The organism is Neobacillus niacini (assembly GCF_019749295.1).
Taxonomy (GTDB): Bacteria; Bacillota; Bacilli; order Bacillales; family Cytobacillaceae; genus Neobacillus; species Neobacillus niacini_D.
The window spans coordinates 162,797-185,849 of record NZ_JACWFG010000001.1; the positions used below are offsets into that span (position 1 = coordinate 162,797).

The following is a 23,053-nucleotide window of genomic DNA, read 5'->3' on the forward strand; positions in this document are numbered from 1 at the left end:
TTGAGTCACCCTCTTAAATGTATATCTTAAACTATCCTTCTTCTTTGTATATTAGCTCTTTTGGGTTTCCTTTTCTTGCAAACCACGAGCATTTCTAAGCGTACCAAGATAGAGCTTTTCATAAGCCTCCTCAGAGGATTTGATTGGACCTCCACCTTTTCCATGGTAATTAACATTGGTATAGATTGGATTAATCCGACCTGTTTTTTGCTCACTAGCTGCAATATAATTCTGCATCTTCTGCTGAAGTTGTTCTACGGTTTCAGGGAATTGATCGGCTACATTATTATTTTCCTCAGGATCCTCTATTAGATTATAGAGTTCTATTTCAGGCTTAAAATGGAAATCTGGCTCCAATGCCTGAATCAACTTCCATTCAGGAGTCCGCCAGCCATGTTTCCTCATCCAGGTACACTCGGTAAGATAGAATTCAGAAACCCTGTTAATGTCTTCTCCTTTAGTGAGATTAACTAGACTTTGTCCGTTAAAATCAATACCTGTATCAATCTGCAACAATTCAAGGATTGTTGGTGTGATATCCTGAATCAAACTTACATCCGCAAACCTCTTCCCTGTTGGTATCTTCCCTGGGAATTTAAAAATAAGCGGGACAGTAAGGGTGTTATCATATAAACCATGATGATCAAAATAACAATCATGTTCATATAATGTTTCACCATGATCAGAGGTAATCACAATTAAGGTCTCCTCTTCAATGCCTAGAGCCTCCACAGTTGCAAAAATATTTTGGATGCATGCATCCATATAGGCCACTGCACCTTCATATTGGGCACAAACATATTTCTCATCCGTAACGCCATCCGGAATCCATGATTTTAAGAAATCTGCATGTGGCTTAAACTGATAAACAGGCTCCATTGACTTATTTTCCGGGTCATATTCATTGCCATCATAAAAAATTCTTTCAAATGGACGTGGAGGCAGATATGGAGAATGTGGATCCATGTGACGAAGGAATAAGAAAAATGGCTTCTCTTCTCCCGCCAGACGCTTCAATTCAGGAATGGCAACCGCATTTAAATTTTCTGCTTTGGGACAACGACCTGTTTCGTCTGGAATCCATGCTTCATAATCAAGATAATTCTCAAATCCTCTTGACGATGGATTACCGGTAAAACCAACACAGGTTGTATTATAGCCATTTTCCCCCAATATTTCAGCTAGTGTTTTAACATGGCTTCCAAGAGGACCTTCATGGCGCAGGGCAACCACATCTGTTCCAAAACAGTCCATGCCTGTCAGCATTGCTGCATAAGCAGGTGTCGTCGGGATACTTGGGCTAAAATGATTCTCAAAAAGTACACCCTCACTGGCAATTTTATCTATATGGGGAGTGGTCAGCCGGTGATACCCATAGCTGCTCATAAAATCCCTTCTTAAACTATCAATACCGAATACAATAACATTTGGCTTTTTCATAGATTTTTAGTCTCCTCCTTTTTTACTAGAATATAAAAAATAGAGCTTACTTAATTTACAGATTTCACCAGTGAATGGACAATTTCGCCTCTAAACTTTCCTGGTGATACGCCTACCTTTCGCGAGAACAAGCGTGTAAAAAAGGCAGGATCATCGTATCCCACTTCCATAGCAATACTAATGACCTTTTCATCCGATTCCAGCAGTAGATGCTTCGCTCTTTCTATCCGAATGTCATGAAGAGCTTCAATGACAGTTTTCCCTGTATCATCCTTGAATACCCGGTTTAGATGCCTGGCGCTAATATTGAACAAATCCGAAAGAATCGCTAGTGACAGTTTTTGATGAAAATGTCTTTCTAAATAACCACAAATTCTTTGCACAAGAATTTTTCTTTCCTGATTACGAAAAATCGCTGGTTCTTTGTAATGTTGTTGCTCCTCATAGCTTCTCGACAATTGGACCAGTAATTGAATTAACTGTAACCGTATTAAAGTCGAATAACCTTTCCGTAAGCCCTTAGACTCATCAGCCATTCGATTCAACAGCGAAAAGACCTCAGCAGCATCCTGCCCTCGTAAATTCAAACCATGATAAAATCGTTCTTTATTATCTAGAAAGGGGTGAACATAGAAATAGTCCATTGATTCGGAGATACCAAATTCTTTTAATAAAGCCTCATCTATGAAACTTGGCATAAACAGGCAGTTGATGATTTCTAACTTTCCACCTGGCTGGATGATATAGGTATGGACCTCACCTGGATTAATAATGTACACATCACCTGCAGAAATATCATACAGTTCCCCTTCAAAACTATGCTGTGCTTCTCCCTCCGCTATGTAAACAAGCTCAACAAAGTCATGGCTATGAATGGGCGGCAAGTTATATTCTGTATGAGTGAAGGAACGTATACAAAATGGAAATTCCTTTTCATTCATATATTGACTGCCTTTTAATTTCAACTCATTCAGCCCCTTTCTAGCTTAACAATCGTTTAAGCTTGTAAAATTTCCTTTTTTACTTTTGGCACTTCAATAACGGCGCCATTCTCAAGCTGTGAGCGGATGGCTGCTTCAATAACTTCCTGACCTGCAAGAGCATCCGCACCTGAAGCTTCCATTTGAGAAGGTGCAACCCCTTCCTTCACTTGCATTACAAAATGATCAAGACGATTCTTAAACGTCTCATTGAAGCTGCCAACTCCCGTCATGATAGAGTTGCGAAGAACAAGCAGTTCATCGCTTTGATGCGGATAGAAGGTAAAGTTTTCATAGACATTGTCGATAACAAATCTTCCTTTATTTCCAGCCACTTCACAGTATTCAATAGGATGACGTCCGGCCATGTCATAACTTCCTGTCAAATGACCAACAGCCCCAGATTCAAATTCCAGATTAATAGAAGCAGTTGACCAAATACTACGTCCTGGCGCTTTTGTCATAAATGCTTGAACACGTTTGATATCGCCTGCAAAATAGCGCATAACGTCAACAGAATGTGGATGCAGGGCACGCAGGTGGAACCATGGGCTTGTTTCCTTCGGATTTTGGATTGTAAGCTTCATATTTAAGAATAATAATGTTCCTAAATCGCCCTTTGAGATCAATTCCTTCCCCTTATATGCGGCAGGAACAAAGCGGTGGTTCAAGTTAGAAACCAAACGGACATTTTTCTCAGCAGCTAAACGAACTAGTTCTCTAGCTTCCTCGATATTATTAGAAATTGGTTTTTCAACTAGCACATCTTTACCAGCTTCAATCGCAATGACGGCTGGTGCAAAGTGGTCACCCCCATTTTCTTCACCTGCTGTAGCAATGGAGACAATATCAATCTCTTCACTTTGAAGCATTGTTTTCAAATCGGTATAGGCCTTAGCGCCATGAAGCTCCTCCATAGCTAAAGCACGTTCTTCAATAAGGTCACACACCGCTACTAGCTTTACATCTGGATTCTGACTATAATAACGGCAATGGATTTTCCCAATATTCCCAACCCCAACGACAGCTACTTTTAGCATACTAGATTCCCCCTCTTTTCATTAGCTTCTTGGAAAAGTCTGCTTAAATAGCCGTGACTTTCTGCAGCAATCGCAACTACTTTTGGCAGCTCAAGGTTTTTCGCGCCGATGATTTCAAGAACTGTGGCTCCTTCATAGCCGATTTCGACCATCTTATTAACAACTTGCTTCAGCGGTGTTGTCCCTCTGCCTGCAATTTGAAACTCTGGAGCGGCAATTTTTAATTGTTCAATAAACGTATCGCGAATATGAACATGAATAATATGCTCCTTAAGCGCCTCGATGCACGCTACTGGATCATCACCAACCCGGCCAACGTGTGTGGCATCAAAGTTTAATCCAAGAGCTGGATGTTTCACCTCTTCCATGAGGCGAAGAGCAGTTTTGGTATTGTAAATACTGTGTCCATAGTGAAGCTTTAAGGCAAAACGAATACCGCAATCTCCGGCTGCTTGGGCCAATTCCTCAACCGCCTTGATGGAGGCAACTGTTTTTTCTTCATTATCGGACTCGCCCGAACTTCCTACGGTAACCATTGGGATTCCTAGCTTTGCAGCTCTTTCAAACACTCTTTTTGTCCGCTCGCGATTTTCTGGGACTAATATGTCAGTAGCGGCCTCAACACAATACAGATCCAATCCAGCTTCTTCAATAAGTCTATAGATATCTTTTAACTCAGCATCAGTTGCTGTATCGCTCAAGTGCTCGGCCATTCCCACAATAGAGGCAAGCTCTAAACCTTTATATCCACTGTACTTGATATATTCAACAGCTGTCTTCAAATCATATCCACCGAATAATACGGTATTAACGCCTAATTTCATCTAAATCTCCTCCTAAATTTGAATTAAATACTAGAGTTAACTAAAACAACAGGATAAGAAATCGTTTACATTAAACAGATTATTAACTGACTCCCTTCTGCACTTTACTTATTTAAATATTAAAACAATTCTAACTATTATTCTTGGTGTATTTCGCCATCCACATGGTCGATATGGACGAAAAACTAAAAAGTGTCAGTCTCATTTACCCTTTAACTGCACCTGCTGTCATACCGGCTACGATTTTCTTATTAAAGAAAATAAACAAGATTAGTGGTGGAATTGAGATTAGTAAAACATCAGCAAAAAGTAAGTTCCAGGATGTACCGAACATTCCCTTGAAATTGTAAAGTGTCAACTGGACAGTTGCATTTTCGGCACCAGGGAAGAAGTACAACATATTTTCAAAATCGTTATAGATATTAATTGATGATAGAACAATAATCGTTGATGTAACAGGCTTTAGAAGTGGAAGGATAATCTTAAAATACAATTTGAACGAGCTGCAGCCATCCATAAGAGCTGCTTCATCAATCTCGCGCGGAATCGTGGCCATAAAGGCCTTATAAAGCATGCAGGCGAAAGAAAAATGAAGCGCAGACTCAAGCAGGACAATTCCTGGCAAAGTTTTAAACAACCCGATTGATTGCAGTACCCAAATTGTTGGAACAATTGCCGGAGGAATCATCAATCCCACAAGGACCATTGAATTTAGAAATTTGGAGCCCCTCCCCTGTCTTCTTTGCAAAACAAAAGCAGCCATAGAGCATACGAGAATCATTGTAATAATCGATAAAAGGGTGATTAGAGTACTGTTGAAAAAGGCCCTAAGGACCATTCCATTATTTGCTGTAACTACCTGTTTATAGTTCTCAAGGATGTGAAAGCTGCTTGGCCAGGCAAGACTCATATTGGCAGCTTCAGTCACATCTTTAAATGAGTTAATAATTACGAAATAAAAAGGGATACCAAAAAGGACGAGAGCGACTAGAATAGAGAATGATTCAATTGAAAGTAATTTAAGGTCCTTTTTCTTCTTTACACTACTTTGAATTTCCCGATCATATGATTGAAGCATAGCTGTTCTCTCTTGTTTGATTTCAATACTCATAGATCCACCTCTTTCCGGTTAAGTAATTTGAAGATTGGAAATGCAATTAGTCCTACGAAAAGGAATAAAAGAACATTGCCTGCTGTCGCTAGTCCATAAAACCCGCCAGCATATTGCTTATAAATAATAGAAGCAAGTAAGTCAGTAGAGAATCCTGGACCACCGCCAGTCATCGCCCATACTAGATCAAAAGTACGCATACCGCCTATAAGTGCCAGAATGATTACGGTGTTCAAGGCCGGGCGTGAAAGCGGCAAGGTAATATGTAAGAACTCTTGAAAGGAATTTCCTCCATCAATCTTGTGCGCCTCGTAATACTCGGCAGGTATTGCCATGATACCCGCAATGAAAATCACCGTTGCAATTCCAACCCCTTTCCAGACATCCACCAGGACTACGGAAAAAAGAGCAATGTTAGCGTCTCCCAGCCAATCAGGTCCAGTGATGCCGATTAAAGCTAGTCCTTTATTGATGATTCCAATAGTGGGATTCATCATAGCATTGAACACAACCCCAACTGCAATGGTACTTAGAAGAGCAGGGAAGAAAACAACAGACCTAAGGAGGTTTTTATTTCTGATTTTCGAACAGAGGAATACTGCCAACAGTAGTCCTATAATCACTTTCAGGGACATTGTTGAAAAAGCGTAGAATAGAGTATTTTTAAAACCAATCATTAAAGATGGTTCAGAGAAGAATTGCTTGAAATTTTCAAGACCGATGAATTCCCAATCAATTAGCGTCCATCTTGTTAAACTGAAGAAAAATGACATCACAGTTGGTGCTAAGAAAAATACCGTATAAATGATTGCGGCCGGTATGATAAAAAAGTATGAATACATATGTTTGTTGACATTAGACATCCTATTCACTCCTTAACTGTTAGAAAATGAACCCTGTAAATCACTACAGGGTTCTTTTCTAACTACGAAAGATTTACTTCAGAACCCAATTTATTTCCAGCCAGGAAGTCCTAACTGGACCGCTTGCTTCTCAACGTCTTTGTCATACATTTGAGCACCCTTTAATGCTTTTGTTATTCCGCCGCCAACTTCTGTGGAAATCTGTGGAAGGTTGGCACCTTTTACCGGTGTTAAGAATTCAAGTGCAGGAGCAACATTGCCGCTATCAAAGTAAGGCATCATTTCTTTTACAGCCGGATAAGCATCATCTGCAACTTTAATACCGTTAATTACGTTTGGACCAATAGCCTTTGATTTAGAAGAATAAGCAGCAATTCCTTTTTCTGAAACGTAATATTCAACCCATTTTTTTGCTGCTTCCAGTTTTTCAGTCTTCTTGTTAATTAAGATGGTATTAGGCAGCCAAACAGTAAAACCATTCACATCTGCTGAATCACTAGGCTGAGGGAACACACCGATATCATTGATTTTATCTGGATACTTGTCAGCAATGACCGGGAGAACTTGAGTTAACATTGGGTAATGTACCCCATCACCATCTGCGAGCAATTTCATTGCTTGATCATAAGTAGTAGTGTTGAAGTCTTTATTCATGTACCCCTTCTTATTGATATCTTCCAGTTTCTCGAATCCTCTAAGTGCAGCAGGAGTCTTTGCGTATTTCGCTTTACCAGCAGTATAGTCCTTAGCGAAATTTGGTTCTTGTGCGTGGACATTATAGTAGTCTGCTAGAATAATTAACTGAGCTGTCCAGTTGGTATTGTAGGATCCAATAACAGCTGTTTTACCTGCAGCCTTAATTTTTGCATTGTTCGCCATTAATTCATCCCAAGTTTTTGGTACCGAGAGGCCTAATTCCTCATAAACTCTTTTATTATATAGCCATCCGCCAACCTGGCTGGAACTGACTGGTGCACCGAATACTTTTCCATTGTCGGTAACAGTCTCCTTAAATGTATCAAATATATTCTTCATAAATGGTTCGTTTGTCAGATCAACAAAGTTTTGTTCTGGGTTAAGCGTTTTTAGAAGTGACCCAGAATTAAATACACTTAGATCAGCCATATCGCCTGTTGCCAGTCTAGTTTTTACAATATTTTCACCTTCAGGACCTCCGGGACGAATCTCTATCTCAGTTTTAATATTCAAATCCTGTTCAATATTTTTAACGACTTCTTGGAAACCAGGCGTATTAATAGTATCACCTATCAACATTGTAAGCGTTACCTGTTCATTCTTACTGTTGGAACCACTAGACGCTTTATCTTGACCACCGCAGCCAGCTAAAAGAGTAGAAAGTACAACAGAAGTGGCTAAAACCTTTACAATTTTTGATTTGAACTTGTTCATTCACAATCCCCCCTAGTATTTTTACTTTTACTTATAAAACTAGAAAATTACATGTTACTTGAAAGTTATGTAATAGACCTCAGGGTGCATACGCTTACAAAACAATAGAAACAAAAATATAGAGAAACAAAACAACATCTTTATAATTATTTTTCCTTTGTTTGTATTTGAATTAAATATTATTATAAAGATAATATTCTTTTAAAACAATACAAAATTTAAAATATTCTGAATTAGGAAATTAAACTGATTAAACTTCTAGGTGGAAAATTCTACTTTTTTGCTAACAATGGAAACAATTTACCCTGAATAGGTTCATTCACTGTCAATTCTATCCCATCGGTTACCATATGTTTTTTGCCGTTGTAAGTTGTGTTTTCAGGATAATAGATAATAGCTAAAACTCTTCTTGGTTTGTTTGTGTGATTGGCATGTGCATAGTGAAAGGTTAATCCATCATGAAAGGTGCAGCTTCCTGCTTTCATCCGGCAAATAACTGGCGTATTTTTATCTAACTCTATGTTTTTAGTATATTGAAAAATATCTTCTGGCTCTGCTAAATTGATAGGTTTAAACTTACCTGCTTTGTGTGATTTAGGAACAAACATCATACAGCCGTTTTGTTCGTTCACGTCATCTAGGGCAATCCAGACTGACAATGCCCCTGGCTCATTCATTGGCCAATAGGGAAAGTCTTGGTGCCAGGGAGTTGGCTTGGAATCTCCAGGCATCTTAAATAGGATATGGTCATGGAAGAAGCGCATTCCACTTGCTCCGGTTAGTTGCAGGGCAATATGACAAAAAAGAGGGTGAAAGCTATACTTCGCCATACCAGCATGATTTTGCCAACTATTAACCTTTTGATTCAAAACTCGGTAATAAGAACCCCGATCGGGAGAATCAAGAGCTCTAAGATTGTGTTCTTTCATAGATTCATCCACATACTGCCTTAATTCATCAAGTTCCTCTATACTCAGAATATCATCAATCTGAATAAAGCCATTGGTCCTATAAAAATCAATTTGATCCGTAGTCATCATCCTATCCATTTTATACCCTCCTTCCTGCGTAATATCGTACATGCAATCAGGCTGTCTTCCTCCCTTTTCACCACCCTTCAATTCACTTTTCTACTATAATAAAATTAAATTTTATTAACCGCTTCCATCGTTACCTTTGTTACATCAGTTACTTCTCCATTTTCCATCTGAGAACGAATGGCTGCCTCAATCACTTCTTGGCATGCTAATGCATGGGCACCAGATGCTTGGATTTGGTGAGGCGCTATCCCTTCTTTTACCTCTCTAATGAAGCAATCAAGCCTATTCTTAAAAGTTTGGTTAAAATTCCCTACTCCGGTAATAATAGAATTTCGCTGGACTAAAAGCTCATCACTGTGATGAGGATAAAAAGTAAGGTTCTCATAAACATTATCAATCACAAATCTGCCCTTATCTCCTGCTACCTCACAATATTCAATCGGATGCAGTCTTGAAGCATCATAACTTCCTGTTAAATGCCCTACTGCTCCAGAAGCAAATTCAAGATTAATGGATGCCGTTGACCAACTTGTGCGTCCAGGTGCTTTTGTCATAAAAGCTTGTACTCGTCTTATTTCCCCTCCAAAATATTGCAAGACATCTATCGAATGAGGATGGAGGGCACGAAGATGGAACCACGGGGTGGCTTCTTTCACATTTTGAATCGCAAGTTTCATATTTAAGAATAAGAGATTCCCTAATTCACCTTTTTCAATTAGTTCTTTCCCTTTATAAGCTGCGGGAACAGAACTATGGTTCAGATTACATGCCAAGCGGACATTTTTTTCCGCAGCAAATCGGACCATTTCTCTAGCTTCTTCAATATTATTAGAAATTGGCTTTTCGACAAGAACATCCTTCCCCGCCTCAATCGCCATGATTGTCGGTAAGTAATGATGGCCACCATTCTCTTCACCAGCCGTAGCAATGCTAACAATATCAATTTCTTCATTTTCAAGCATTGTTTTCATATCTGTATAGAATTTTGTACCGTACCTTCTAGCCATATCTTCTGCTCTTTCCCCAACTAAATCACATACAGCAACAAGTTTGGCATCGGGGTTCTCGCTGTAAGTTTGACAATGAATTTTCCCTATATTATTGACTCCTACTACTGCAACTTTGAGCATTATAGGATTCTCCTTATCTATTTTTAATTTGATACCTTCAGATGAGAAAATGCGATATTATTACGATTCACGGTGTAAGTAATAAATAGTTCATTCCCTTCAGTAATAATGGCAGGATAGGAAAACTCTCCACTTTCAGTTTCGAGATGATAGTGATCCGTCCACGTGATTCCGTTGTCTTCAGAGAATGAAATAGTTAGCGGAGTGCGGGCTGACCAATTACCTGAGACAGGGTTATAGACGAGTGCAAGAATTCCATTTTCCATCTTTACAACATCAATCCCACTATTATTGTTTGGTAAGGAAGTGGGATAGGACTCACACCAAGTCTTTCCAAAGTCAATAGAGTCACTACGATATATGTAACCTCTTGTGCTACGGCACATCATATGAACAAGACCTTCCTGTGATTCCCATAAGCTAGGCTGAATGATACCATCCCAATTAGAAACCTTGGACAAATCATTTTCCCATAGTGCATTCCCTACTAGGCCTTCCCATAAATTTCGTTCTTCTAATGGGGTTCCGAGTTGGTGGTTAAACTTGACTAGGTCACTCTTTTTCCAAGTAAGTCCCTGATTAGAAGAGTAGTCTGTAAAAGCATCCCAACTTCTTTTCTCTTCAACAGAACCGGGTGCTAACCATGCGCCATTTGATAATAAGATTACTTTGTTTTTTACAGGCCCTCGGGGACTAGGGTCTAAAGGGACTAACTCCTTGGATACCGACCAGGTTTCAGCATTATCCTCACTCGTTACATATCTAGTAATCCATGAATGAACATCAAAACCTGTCTTATAAAATAACCAAATTTTATTATTTTGATAAAATAAACTTGGGTTCCAATGAGGAATGCCAACCCCAAAAACAACCCTTTTAGGCTCCTCCCATCCATTCTTTGTTTTGCGTGATAACCAAATAGCCGTATCCCCAGTTCCTTCTTTTGTACCGGCAAAGAAAGCTACTAGTAAATCATCATTGGATAGCTTCACAACAGTGGAGGCATGACAACTTTGAAAGTAGTTTGTATTTTCTTTGATTAATAGTTCCTTCTGCATTCTCCTTATTTGCATACTTTTTACTTTTACCATTATTTATTTTCCCCCTGGGAATTGCAGCTCTTGTATTTAACTAATTAGATTATTAATGCTTCTGATTTAATAATTTCGCTAAACTTATGGGTCATGATTCTTAGTTGTTCTAACTCTATTTTCTGAAGGTCTTTGAATTCTAATTGATTCTTTGAACGGCAAGAGAGCGAATCATTGACACCCTCAAGTTGTAAGTAATACTTCGCGTTAACAGGATATTGTTGTAGTTCATACATGGCGGCCATTCCAAGAAAGGCCTGAACCTTTAATGCCGCTTCAGGACAATCTTGCCAGTTGTTAATTAACCATGTATAAATGTTAGGATGGAAATTGGCCATCACACCACTGAAACCGCTTACTCCAAGCGTGCATGATTCTAAAAGAGTGGCTGAATTAGCATTAAATATTTTTAAGTTTGTTCCACTTACTGCATGTAATCTTTTTTTAATTGAATGAAGATCACATGAGGTATCCTTTAAAAAGAAGAACCTCCCTGTCTCTGCCAGCCATTTAAGTAAGTCTGGCGAAAGTAAGCGCTTATAGGGATAGGGACACTCGTAAATACCAAAATTTACGGATGGAATTTCATTCAAAATGATTTTCACATTCTTCATAACAATTTCCTCAAACTCGTCAGCAGCAGCTAGTCGATTACTGAGCAATACAAACGCGTCAATCCCTGTATCTGCTATCTGTTTTATTTCTAGTATTTGGTCCTCGATCGAGTTGGAGATGTGTCCTGATGCAATAACCTGCATTTCACTGCCGGCTTTTTGTTTTACAAATCTAGCCAATTCGACTCTTTCTTCAAGAGAAAGATAGAACATTTCACTCGACTGACAGACAGCAAACAGTCCGGCTACACCATTTGAACGGTACCATTCAATTAGACGTTCCATAGCAGTATAATCAATTTGATTATCCTCTGAAAATAACGTAAGCATCGTTGGCCAGACACCATCTTTCAAAGAAAAGACCATCCAAACATCCTCCTTCCTAGTAATAAATAATGCTATAACGTTTAAGCATTGTACGAACTCCCTCAATACATCTAATTATGAGGGGGGGGACAACTATTTCGAAAAACAATCGAGGATGCGAACTTTGAATGTACTGGTTCACTAGCCTGTTTTTCTATAAGATTAAGTAAGGTCGTCATACATTGGGCTGCCATTTCTTCCACTGGTAAATGAACAGTTGATAGAGAAGGAATGGTGAATTTTGTAATATCATTATTATCATGACCGATCATTTCAATATCCTCGGGAATTCGTATTCCTGATTCATGAAAAGCAGTCAATGCCCCAACTGCTAATTCATCACTCAATGAAAAAATCGCAGTTGGTAATTCACCTTTGTCTGCCAGCCATTGCTTTACACATTGATAGCCTCCCTCTTCTGAAAAGCTGCAAGTTAAAACATTACTTTGAGAAAGTTCCAATGAATGATAGATAACACGACTTACAAAACCTTCTTTTCTAAGGGAAATTGCTTGATTGGATAATTTCGGGATTATCATCCCTACTTTCTTATGACCCTTTTTCATAAAAACATCTGCTACTTTTGCTCCTGATGCAAAGCTATCAACAGAAACAGTACTAAATTTTGTCGATTTTCTTTGATATATAACAATCGGGACATTTACATCATTGGATTCTAAATAATTCAAATCTGCTTCCGTAGCTCCAGCTATAATTGCACCATTAAAATGAGTCCCCGTTTTTAAACTGTTTAATTTATCTAAATGTCCATTTTCGTATGGTTGGATCAGGAGTTCAAATTCCCTCTTTTGATCTATCAAGGAGGATTTATCTTGGATCCCTTCCAAGAAACGACTAATGAGAGAGGCACGAGCATTTTTGGTCCATAGCATTGCAATAACCGGGAGAACTTTTTCTCCACCGCTGCGAAGACGCCTAGCAGAAATATTAGGAGTATAGCCTAATTCCTTCGCTATTCTTAACACTTTTTCCTGTGTAGACTTTGAAATTCGCATCTGATCAGCTTTTCCGTTAAGTACGAAAGAAGCTGTACCGATGGAAACTCCTGCAATGCTTGCAATCTCTTTAATACTAGCCAAATTATCACCCTACTTAAATAGCTTAAACGTTTTAGTTAAACGTTTAAGCAAATTGTATATTATCAGATAAAGTTTTGTCAATGATAATCCAAAAAATTATTAGAAAATTCAATCTATAAAATTTAAAATTAATTCTCTTGTTTTAACGCCATTTAATCTAATAAAATATAAATAAATACGTAATCTATTTAAATAAAAGATTTAAACGAAGGTTGTCCCTCTTCCTAACTAGCTTTGATGACTTTTTTGGGTTTCAAAACTTTTGAACTAGGTAAACTTAATAAACTCATGCCTATTAAAAATAAAACTGACCCTTCAAGGACATATTTTGTTATTGGTTCTTTAAAAATTAACCATGACCATAAGATAGTGAATATAACACTGGAATTGCCAAGAATTGCGGCCATTAAAAACGAAACATTTTTCAATGCTTTAGCATAGATTAAAAAGCTAATTCCAGTAATTAATCCTAAAGCAATTAATGCTAATACCGTTATTTCGTTGAAATCGCCTGTCCATTTAGCATGGGATGGGAGCGGGATGGTGGTTATCAAACTGCAATATAAAAAGATTGATAAATTCATGTCGCCTGCATCCATCCTTTCAACTAGGATTTTCTGAGACATAAAATGGATACTGGCACCTATAGCCGACAATGCAAATATGAAAGTCAAATAAAAGTCAAACTGCATCAAATCCTGAATTGGTAAACCATTCCAACTAATTAATATTACCCCAATTAAACACAATGTTACCGATATCCATGAGATAAATGTTGCTTTTTCCTTAAAATAAAAAACTGAAAAAAGTAACATAAAAATTGTCATAAAAGGCGTCACTAGGATTTGTTCATAAGCATACCCAATTGATACACCATAGTTTTCAAGTAGATAGTTCAAAATCTTCCCAAGTGCTCCATACCATATCCATTTAGATTTCCAATAGATTTTCAGTTTCCTCTTACTCATCCAAATAAACACAAACAAGAAAATTACACCTAAAAAAAAGCGAAAAAACGTAATAGTATAACTATCTACAGAGAAACTAGTTGCTTTCACAAGTATACTGACAAAGCTCCACATCAAAGTGCAAAGTAGGAGTAAAAGAATTCCCATATTTTATTTCTTCCTTTTTTAAATTTTAGTTAAAACATATAGATTTTTATTAAAAAACAGTATCAAAGTTAACTCGCTTAACCCCCCTTACATTATGCTATTTACATAAACTATAATTATTGACTTTCAGTTCAACCACTTAATTTTGTAGTCAAGCCCAAAGTTAAGATGATTTTATTTTATCTGAATTTCTTTAGAAGTAAACAAAAAGTACTGAATATTTAAAATAATTTAATATTCCAAAACTTTAAACAAGAATTCTTAATGTTTATTTTGTACGCCACCAATTTTATACAAGAAAAGTCTTCCCTGAATGGGATGACTCTTCACTTCATAAATTGCTCAAACCTTTGGATTCGGGGCTATAGACAGACTTACTTTTTCTGCAAATACTTTCTTGCTTAAATATCCTTCCAAGTGTACATGATCATATATGAAGCTAGCAGCGCCATCCCCCATGCTCCACCCTCTCCTGCCATTTCCATTACGGAGACAGGAACATTGGTTATAGGATGTTAAAACGCCTGACAATGTCAGGCGTTTTCTCTATCACTTTATTTGATAATTCCCCTTAAGCTTTCTGCTAGACTGAACTTTGAAGGCTTTTCGTACCACTCCAAAATAAATCAATAAAGCGATAAAGCTAGTTGCCAACATAATAACCCCCATTGGAATGGCTGAATACTCTCCTGCTATTCCAACAAGCGGAGATGTTAAAGACCCCAAAACAAATGGCAAAAGACCTAAAAGCGCAGAGGCACTTCCTGCGATATGGCCTTGTTTCTCCATAGCTAAAGTGAACGAAGTTGAAGAAATGACCGCTAATGAAGCAATAAAAAAGAAAATAGGTATCGCCACTGCAAGAAGCGGAGCCTTTAATAAAAGAGCTGCTAGTAACACAGCACCCGCTATGTTAGCCGTAAATAACCCGATTTTTAAGAAAGTCGTTTCAGATATGATATCTGCTAATCTTCCAACTAATTGACTTCCAATAATCAGCGCAACACCATTCACTCCAAATAATAGACTGAATACTTGAGGCGAAACACCGTAAATGTTTTGATAAACAAACGGAATACCTGAAACATAAGCAAAGATCCCAGCAACGATTAATCCCTGAGTAAGAGCATACCCTGTAAACTCTCTATCTCTAAACAAAGAACCAAAATTTTTAACAATCTGGGAGAAATTACTTGAAACACGTTTTTCTTCAGGTAAGGTTTCCTCTAGTTTCCATGAAACAAGTAAAACTAATATGATTCCTATACACGATAAAACTAGAAAAACTCCTGACCAGTCTGTAAACGCCAGTATGATGGCTCCGGCAATCGGTGCCACGATTGGTCCAAGATTTCCGACTAACATCAATAAAGAGAAAAACTTAGTCAGTTCTCTACCGCTGTAGAGATCACGAACAATCGCTCTAGAAATAACGAGACCGCCTGCTGCCGCAAAGCCTTGTATGAAACGGGCACCAATAAACGTGTAAATATTGGGTGCAAATGCACAAATTACAGAAGCGATCAAATACAAAAAGAGGAAAGTCCTAAGTGGTTTCCGGCGTCCTTGCACATCACTCATCGGCCCAATCACTAATTGACCCAGTCCTAATCCGAGCAGGCAAGTCGTTAAACTAACTTGAACGAGAGATGCAGTTGTATCATAGTCTTTCACAATCGTAGGAAATGATGGCAAGTACGTATCAATCGTAAAAGGACCTAAAAGTCCAAGTGACCCTAGTAATAAAGCTAGTTGTAATCGTTTCGTGCTTGTTAAAGTATTCAACTATTCCTCTCCTTTCAATAAAACCAATGTTATTTTTATATTAAAATAGTTAACTATCATTTAAAAAAATGATTTGTTAATAACTGGTTTGAGAACCAACATGCATACAAAAATAGCACAGAACAAATTGCTTCGTCAAGCGAAATATTTTTTTGCGGAAATTAAAAGTACTTTTATGGGAAATAGAATCGTATGTAAATAATGAAGCAAAAGAGCAGCATGAATCCTGCCCTGGAAATAGTCATCATAACGATGATAACCAAAACTCATAAAAAAAAGAGCAACAGGAATGGTATCTTCCTATTACTCCCCTATATCTATTTTTAATTCTAAACCTTACTTCACTGTAGACTTTTCATTGATAATACATTGAATTTGCGCTACTGTTGTTGGGTCTTCAAGCCCTGTAATGTCACCTGAAACCTTTCCAGAAACGAAAATTTCCTTTAAAAGGCGCCGCATGATTTTCCCACTAACTGTTTTTGGCAGTGATTCTGTGAAAATGATATTTTTTGGCAGTGCGATTTTTCCGATTACCTCTATAATTCTTTCATTTATTTTTTCCTTTAACTCATTTGATCCTTGATTAAGGTCATTTACCCGAACAAATACGAGCGGTACCTCGCCTTTAATTTCATCTGGAACACCAATTACAGCGGCTTCCGCAACTCCTTCACATTCAAGCACTGCACTCTCGATTTCCATTGTGCTCAAACGATGACCGGCCACATTGAAAGCATCATCAGAGCGGCCAACCACCCACACATAGCCATCTTCATCAATCAGTGCCAAATCACTGGCAAAATAGCTTCCTTCTATCTGGCTAAAATAAGAGGAAATATAGCGCTCTGGTTCCTTCCAAAGCGTACGGCAAAGCATTGGGAATGGTTTTCTAATAATTAAATTTCCTAACGTACCCGGTTTAACTGGGTTCCCCTCTTCATCCACTACTGCAATATCTGCTCCTAAAAATTGCATTCCAGCTGATCCAGGCTTCATTGGGGTTAACCACGCTGCACCTGCAATTGGGCAACCAGCTGTTTCCGTCTGTCCCCATGTATTATTGACACAAATCTTTTTCTTTCCTAATACTTCATACGTCCATTGCCATGATTCAGGGTCAAACGGTTCACCCACAAGGGAAATGACATTCAGGCAGGATAAATCATATTGATCTACTGCTTTATCACCTAAACTCTTTAACATCCGTAATGCCGTTGGGGCGGTAAACAATTTATTGACACGGTATTTCTCAATTACCTGATAAAATCTATCTTTTGCCGGATAGTCAATCGCTCCTTCATAAACGACCGTGGTAACTCCATTGGCTAATGCACCTGCAATGCCCCAAATATGCATCGTCAACCAGCCAATATCCGCCGTACACCAGAAAACATCATCGTCATGATGATCCATATGATATTTGCTATAAATGTAGTTTTGAACCACAAAGGCCATTCCTGAATGAACGACACCCTTTGGCTTTCCTGTTGTACCGCTTGTATAGAACACGATTCCATATTCATTAGCCTCTAACTTCTCAGGTTCACAATGGATACTTGCTTTTCTCGTCAGTTCCTCCCACCAGAAATCACGTCCTTCTTTCATATTGATTTCTGTGTTTAAGCGATTTACAACAATAACCGCTTCAATCGACGGAATATCTGGAATCACTCTATCCACTTTTTCCTTTAAGTAAATTTTGTTTCCACGTCTTGTCGTAGCGTCGGTCGTAACAATGATCTTTGGCTCAAAGCTAACAAGACGATCCTTCAGAGACTTTTCGGAGTATCCTGAAAACACAGTATTGTATATAGCCCCAATTCGAAAGCAGGCGAGCACAGCAATGATTGCCTCTGCCAAATTCGGGAGAAAAATGGCCACACAGTCTCCTTTTTTTACACCAAAGGAACGCAGCACATTTGAAAAGCGATTCACTTCAGCCAACAGCATATTATATGTATAAAACTTCGTGTCCCCATTTTCGCCTTCCCAAATAAGGGCACTTCGATTTCCAGCACCGTTTTCGACATGAGTGTCAAGTAAGTTTACACAAGGGTTGCTAATGCCACCTTCAAAAAAACGAAAATCAGGAAGACTTCCGCTTATTGTTTTTTGCCAAGGCTCGTACCAAACGAGTTCTTTCGCAACCTCGTCCCAAAAACCTTCAGGATCTTGCTGTGATGTTTGAAGAAGTTCTTGAAACGCTTTGCTGCTGCCAATTGAAGTGTTAGACTGTTTCTCTTCACTTGGATATACGAGCTTACTTTCTGCAACTACCTTTAAAATGCCACTTACATCCATATAAATCCCCCTATATTAAGAATAATAGAAAATATGAAAGCGTTTTAATTTTTTAGATAAAAAAAATTGTGGGACATCGATAACCCGCAAAAAGATATTAACACAAATATTCTGAATCTTCAATAATATATGATTTTAAATATGGAAAAATAAGCCTTTTGGCTGAACTTAAGGGCATTTTTTATTCGTATGCTTTATTTGGTATGATCGTGGAATGGATTAAAGGAGGCTTCAAATACAGCTCCAGTTACATGGCAGACCAACTATTAAAAATTATTAATGCTAACCATCGGCAGCATTAATTCCAAACAGTTTCCCTTGGGTGTAGTACATCCAAAGGAAACTGTTCAAAAAGAAAGTGCCTGTCACCCAACAAATTCGGCAAGTACAGGCACTTTGTTCTATTTAAAATCAGGTCCATTTTGTTATCGGTGTTTTTTCTCTTCTTCAGTAAACCCGTCCAGCCCCTGCCTTTTCAACTCCTCTGCTACCAACCTAGCTAGTTCTGTTGCTCCTGCACGGTTTGGATGCAAGGTATCGCCATTCATATAAAGAGCAAGCGTGGCTTCCGGCCCAATGGAGGTAAAGTAGGCTGAACTTAATACATTTAGGTCTACCAATGGTACATTTTCTTCCTGTGCTAAAGCGATAATTGAGTGTCTGTACCAACGGTTTACCGACGTGTGAACGCCCTCTGCATTAAAGTCTGATGCTCGTCCTTGAGGAGTTGATAATACTACTGTAGCACCTTTAGCCTTGACTTGCTGGACCATTTCCCGCATATACTCTTTAAATTGCACTTCCGTTGTTGTATTTTTTGGATTTGTATCATTAATTCCAAGCTGTAAGATAAAATAATCTCCTGGCTTAATATATTTTAGAATGGCTTCTAACTGGCCATCATCCTTAAAACCTCTTGCGATTTGGCCGCCGGATGCCATATTTCTAACCTGAAAGATCTCTGAATCAACAAATTGCGGAAATAATTGTCCCCATCCCGCCTGGATACTGTTGTCCAATGGATAATAATTCGCTACAGTGGAATCGCCGCCAATATATATAGTTCTTTTGGTTTCTGGGTGGCGGGACAGTTTATTAATTTCTAGAGCACTAAGTGTAAAATTGGTTCCCACCTTGCCTTCTGTAATTAGCAGATTAAGCTGACCATCCGTAATTGGAATTTGAAATGAATCCGTCGCATTGTTCCCTGTCATATTTATTACTTGATAAACTTCTTCTGCAGCCACGCTGACTCTAAACGCATCTCCTAAAGTAACCTTAACTTCATAAAGTCCATTTGGCAGATCAACATTAAACGTGTTATCACTCTTTGTACCAAACTCTAAAAACTGAACAGCATCACTAGCAACTCCTGTTCCGGATGCTGGTACATTAATCATATTTTCCGGGGTATTAAAGCCATAACGCTTTTTTTCATCATAATGGTCCGTGGCACTTACACCTACGTACCCTTTTTCTACCTCACCATTTCCAAAGTCAAACTTATAATTACTTGGTTCTGCACTTACAGGTAAATTCGTAAAGCTCCCGAAAATTGCTGCCATCATGATAATAATGGTTAAAATCTTTAATAATCCATTCTTTCTCACAATTCCATCCCCTCTCTTTGCATTATAATTATTTTTCTCTATTTCATCGCAGTCTTTTCTGTCTACTTGCTTACATATGTAGATTCTCTACCAAACAAGAAAGCGATTACATTACAGTCACCTCCTCCCTTCTCGAATATAGTTCAGGAATATTTTTCCGTCATTATCAATTATTTGAATTATTGAATAAATGGAGAATTGTATTTTCTTGCATCATCAGCAAATTTATGACCCTAGGTCTATAATAACTGGAACTTTATTCCACTAGGTATTTTGTTTGATGAAAGAAAATGGTGCGGCGGGACATTTTAGCTATCACCTTTAAAACATAATCTAAAAAAAAATGAACAGAATAAAACATTGGAGGTGAATAAAATGGATGAGAATACAAAAAGCTATCCTAACGTAAGCTTAGGCGGGAAAAAGTCTAATGAAAAAGGTGAGGGTGATTCTGGCCATATGCGTTATGGTCAGGGGAACAAAGGTGAGAGCAAGGGAAGAAACAAGTAAAAACGTATAGTGGTCTTTTATTAACAACACAAAAAATGCTCACAAACATTGATTTTTCAATATTTGTGAGCATTTTAATTCATCTTTTTAGCAGATCATCTCTTAGCGGGGTGAATGTATCAATGATAGCTCCAGCTTCTAATGCCTTTGCACCGTGCTTTGCTCCACCTGGAATAAAGATTGTTTCTCCTGGTCCGACGATATGCTTTTCACCATCAATTGTAAATTCAAATTTTCCTCTTAGGCAGTAGGTTAGCTGTTCGTGGGGATGGCTGTGTTCATAGCCTTCTGCCCCCTCCTCAAAATGAACTTCCATCATCATAACACTGTTTCCGGGCGGGAAAATTTTTCTTTTCACACCAGGCTCTGCCGCTTCCCAGTTAAGTTTAATACTCATTTAGTACCTCCCAGTCTCTTTATTAATAGGCTTTTGTCACTTCGACGCGAAATGTTTTTCCATTTTCTGTTAAATAGAGATGTACTCCGTGGTCCTGATCATCCATAAAATATGAAACGTATTTCTTTTCCCCTTTGCGGTTCGGAGTTAACAGGGTCACAATTCGGTGCCCTTTTGCTTTTTTTGTTGTGGCCTGTAAATGCCATTCTCTTGGCAAGCCTTCCACTTCGGCTGGGTCCACATCCTTGTAATCATTATTCTGATTTAATGACAGCTCTCCTGAAGAACTATAGATAAACCGGCCTTCTAAATCGGCTTTTTCTCCCCCTATTTTAAACACCTGACCCTCGATTTTCATTTGGTGTAAGGAATGCAGAAGCCAATTGACACTGCCTGGCTGTTCCAAATCTACCGAATCAACAATGACAAAGTATGATTGATTCACGAAGTAGATTTCTCTCTCAAATTTATTTAAATATGGTACATTTTCTTTGTAAGCATTGGTGGCATCTTCTCTTACATAGCTGTACTCATCATTTGATACCACTTCCAATACTTCACCGTATGCCTGTTTATTTAGAATTTTATTGGATTCGGCATATTGTCCCAAACCATCGATTAGCAAAGTATTATGAGATTGAGTCTGCCTTCTCCATTTTTTATGCATGGTACTGTTAAAGCCAACATAATGTCCAGATCGTACTACAAGCGGCTCTCCAAATGCATGAAGGACAAAACTATTCTGATCCCCGTGACTATGACTCAGCGACCCGTAGTGACTACTCTTTGTTAACAGCATTACATGCTCATCGGGCTGGTCCATTTTATCGTGAAAAGCAACCCAGCCAACATCCTTAAACCATTTAACGCGCTCAACATCTGCTGGCGGTACAGCTTTTACCTCAGGGAAATCATGGAGATAAAGCATTTCATCAAACTGAAAATCCCACCAGCCATAGTTGAAGAACTTTTGATCGGCATCTTTGTCCCATGCTTTTACCTGCTCAAAGTACCATTGGTACCAACCATTTCCAGTAATTCCTGCAAATTGACGGATATTAAAAGCGGTCTTCAATCCTGGTCGTTCTCCAAGATTGGATTGGTCACCAAAACTCGCACGTCGGGTATCTTGACTATAACAATACAACGGGAAATCTCCTGTTTTTTGGAAAAACGGGCGTTTGTAAAAATCTAGACTCATATAATTCTTTAATAGGTTTAACGCATCAATTAGATAAGCCATCCCAGTGGTCCAATACATGCCGCCTTCTGCCCATCCGCCATCTTTACCTCCCCATGGCGTGTAGAGACATGCGTAATATTCGATTGTATAATCCAGCCATTGCTGTGCCTCCGGAGCATCATCCAGTAAGGCAATTGAACAAGGAATAAGGACAGAAGACAGGGAACGGACTGCATGGCTGTCATATGGAACCTGATGGATTTTAGAACGTTCGATAACATGATAGGCTACTTGTTCGGTTCTTCTTAACAGGGAATGTCGAACTAGTCCTCTTTCTTGATCTGAAAGGTGTTGATAAAGCCAGTCATATCCCCAGGCTAAGGCTGCAGCGATTCGGAAAGCACATTCATCATTGTAATCTCTTGAAGTTGTGCCCTCTGTGTCCCAATTTGCCACATGAATCAGCCATTCCTTTGCCCGATTAAGAATCTTTTCATCTTCGAGGATGACACCCGCCACACTTAAATGACGAATGGCATAGAGTGTTTCTTGGCAGTCCATGTACATTTGTCTCCACAACTTGATTACTCGTTTATTTTCCGGATACGGCCTTGGTTCCGGCATTAATTCACGATCTAGCCATGGTTTAACCGACTTTTCGTAAAAAGTCTTCCAATTGCAGTGCTGCGTATTTTCCTTCAAGTTGGTTTTAAATGCCTCCAATTGATTAGGAGATAACCATAACCTTGGGTGGGCAAGATTTACTTCTTTGTATCGTTCATCTCTGCTTGGAAGAGCAGTATCCGGAAGGTTTTCAGGAATATTGAACTTCCTTGCTTCACTCCAATTTTGCTCCACAGTATCTAATAACGCATACCGCCAATAATAGGTACCTGGTTCCATCGCGGTGTTAGGTGTATAAAAATTATAGGGAACAGGTTGAATTGTTTCCGTCTGTTCGGGTAAGAAGTTCTCATTTTTTGAAATCTGCAAGCAGTATTGATCATTTTCTAATTGTACCGGCAGCCAAGTAAACCGGGGGGGATTCTCAATTAATTCTGACTTCTCATCCGGCGCATATTTTACATCTAATATACCACTTACTGGTTGATAGATTGATTGCATCTGTTATTCCTCCTT

The 23,053-nt window shown here is 38.6% G+C and carries 20 protein-coding genes; 2 read left to right on the plus strand and 18 right to left on the minus strand.

All coding sequences use genetic code 11. The features are described from left to right. Positions 1–51: 51 nt before the first annotated feature. The 15 genes from H0184_RS00760 to H0184_RS00830 all read right to left on the minus strand — a co-directional run bounded on the left by H0184_RS00760 (position 52) and on the right by H0184_RS00830 (position 18,213). On the minus strand, positions 52–1,440 hold the full coding sequence (locus H0184_RS00760; RefSeq protein WP_221819850.1) for a sulfatase family protein: 1,389 nt from the start codon (positions 1,438–1,440) through the stop codon (positions 52–54). Between the two features lie 50 nt (positions 1,441–1,490). Next, on the minus strand, positions 1,491–2,405 hold the full coding sequence (locus H0184_RS00765; protein WP_221819852.1) for an AraC family transcriptional regulator: 915 nt from the start codon (positions 2,403–2,405) through the stop codon (positions 1,491–1,493). 32 nt (positions 2,406–2,437) lie between these two features. Beyond that, positions 2,438–3,460 carry a Gfo/Idh/MocA family protein gene (locus tag H0184_RS00770; protein ID WP_221819853.1) on the minus strand — a complete coding sequence of 341 codons (1,023 nt, stop codon included), beginning with the start codon at positions 3,458–3,460 and terminating at the stop codon, positions 2,438–2,440. After that, entirely contained in the window at positions 3,454–4,284 is an 831-nt protein-coding gene (locus tag H0184_RS00775) for a sugar phosphate isomerase/epimerase family protein (RefSeq protein ID WP_221819855.1), read from the minus strand. The genes H0184_RS00770 and H0184_RS00775 overlap by 7 nt, the downstream gene beginning before the upstream one ends. A 205-nt stretch (positions 4,285–4,489) precedes the next feature. After that, complete coding sequence (locus tag H0184_RS00780) at positions 4,490–5,395, minus strand: carbohydrate ABC transporter permease (protein ID WP_260631364.1); 906 nt, start codon at positions 5,393–5,395, stop codon at positions 4,490–4,492. Then, positions 5,392–6,258, minus strand: a complete 867-nt coding sequence (locus H0184_RS00785; protein WP_221819857.1) for a carbohydrate ABC transporter permease — start codon at positions 6,256–6,258, stop codon at positions 5,392–5,394. Before H0184_RS00785 ends, H0184_RS00780 begins: the two co-directional genes overlap by 4 nt. 90 nt (positions 6,259–6,348) lie before the next feature. Next, a complete protein-coding gene (locus tag H0184_RS00790) occupies positions 6,349–7,668 on the minus strand; it encodes an ABC transporter substrate-binding protein (RefSeq protein ID WP_221819859.1) in 1,320 nt (439 codons plus the stop codon). Between the two features lie 272 nt (positions 7,669–7,940). After that, positions 7,941–8,717, minus strand: a complete 777-nt coding sequence (locus H0184_RS00795) for a phytanoyl-CoA dioxygenase family protein (RefSeq protein ID WP_221819861.1) — start codon at positions 8,715–8,717, stop codon at positions 7,941–7,943. A gap of 95 nt (positions 8,718–8,812) precedes the next feature. Continuing rightward, positions 8,813–9,838, minus strand: a complete 1,026-nt coding sequence (locus tag H0184_RS00800) for a Gfo/Idh/MocA family protein (RefSeq protein WP_221819863.1) — start codon at positions 9,836–9,838, stop codon at positions 8,813–8,815. A gap of 23 nt (positions 9,839–9,861) precedes the next feature. Beyond that, on the minus strand, positions 9,862–10,929 hold the full coding sequence (locus tag H0184_RS00805) for a sialidase family protein (protein ID WP_221819866.1): 1,068 nt from the start codon (positions 10,927–10,929) through the stop codon (positions 9,862–9,864). Positions 10,930–10,973: 44 nt separating this feature from the next. Further along, complete coding sequence (locus H0184_RS00810; RefSeq protein WP_221819868.1) at positions 10,974–11,909, minus strand: dihydrodipicolinate synthase family protein; 936 nt, start codon at positions 11,907–11,909, stop codon at positions 10,974–10,976. Positions 11,910–11,980: 71 nt separating this feature from the next. Then, positions 11,981–13,009: a LacI family DNA-binding transcriptional regulator gene (locus H0184_RS00815; RefSeq protein ID WP_221819869.1), complete on the minus strand. Its 1,029-nt coding sequence runs from the start codon at positions 13,007–13,009 to the stop codon at positions 11,981–11,983. A 224-nt stretch (positions 13,010–13,233) separates the two neighbouring features. After that, entirely contained in the window at positions 13,234–14,124 is an 891-nt protein-coding gene (locus H0184_RS00820; protein WP_221819870.1) for a DMT family transporter, read from the minus strand. A 549-nt stretch (positions 14,125–14,673) separates the two neighbouring features. Beyond that, positions 14,674–15,909: a multidrug effflux MFS transporter gene (locus H0184_RS00825; protein WP_221819871.1), complete on the minus strand. Its 1,236-nt coding sequence runs from the start codon at positions 15,907–15,909 to the stop codon at positions 14,674–14,676. A 336-nt stretch (positions 15,910–16,245) separates the two neighbouring features. After that, positions 16,246–18,213: an acetate--CoA ligase gene (locus H0184_RS00830; RefSeq protein WP_221819872.1), complete on the minus strand. Its 1,968-nt coding sequence runs from the start codon at positions 18,211–18,213 to the stop codon at positions 16,246–16,248. Positions 18,214–18,371: 158 nt separating this feature from the next. Here H0184_RS00830 and H0184_RS00835 point away from each other — a divergent pair, with 158 nt between their 5' ends. Continuing rightward, on the plus strand, positions 18,372–18,515 hold the full coding sequence (locus H0184_RS00835; protein ID WP_260631365.1) for a TetR-like C-terminal domain-containing protein: 144 nt from the start codon (positions 18,372–18,374) through the stop codon (positions 18,513–18,515). Between the two features lie 123 nt (positions 18,516–18,638). On the opposite strand, the gene H0184_RS00840 is transcribed toward H0184_RS00835, so the two are convergent. Beyond that, positions 18,639–19,781 carry a rhamnogalacturonan acetylesterase gene (locus H0184_RS00840; protein WP_221821221.1) on the minus strand — a complete coding sequence of 381 codons (1,143 nt, stop codon included), beginning with the start codon at positions 19,779–19,781 and terminating at the stop codon, positions 18,639–18,641. A 417-nt stretch (positions 19,782–20,198) separates the two neighbouring features. On the opposite strand from H0184_RS00840, the gene H0184_RS27515 reads away from it, so the two are divergent. Beyond that, a complete protein-coding gene (locus H0184_RS27515; RefSeq protein ID WP_260631366.1) occupies positions 20,199–20,333 on the plus strand; it encodes a hypothetical protein in 135 nt (44 codons plus the stop codon). A gap of 79 nt (positions 20,334–20,412) precedes the next feature. On the opposite strand, the gene H0184_RS00845 is transcribed toward H0184_RS27515, so the two are convergent. Together H0184_RS00845 and H0184_RS00850 are read right to left on the minus strand one after the other, a co-directional pair. Continuing rightward, on the minus strand, positions 20,413–20,730 hold the full coding sequence (locus H0184_RS00845; RefSeq protein ID WP_221819873.1) for a cupin domain-containing protein: 318 nt from the start codon (positions 20,728–20,730) through the stop codon (positions 20,413–20,415). 22 nt (positions 20,731–20,752) lie between these two features. Further along, complete coding sequence (locus tag H0184_RS00850) at positions 20,753–23,038, minus strand: DUF4962 domain-containing protein (RefSeq protein ID WP_221819874.1); 2,286 nt, start codon at positions 23,036–23,038, stop codon at positions 20,753–20,755. Between the last annotated feature and the right edge of the window lie 15 nt (positions 23,039–23,053).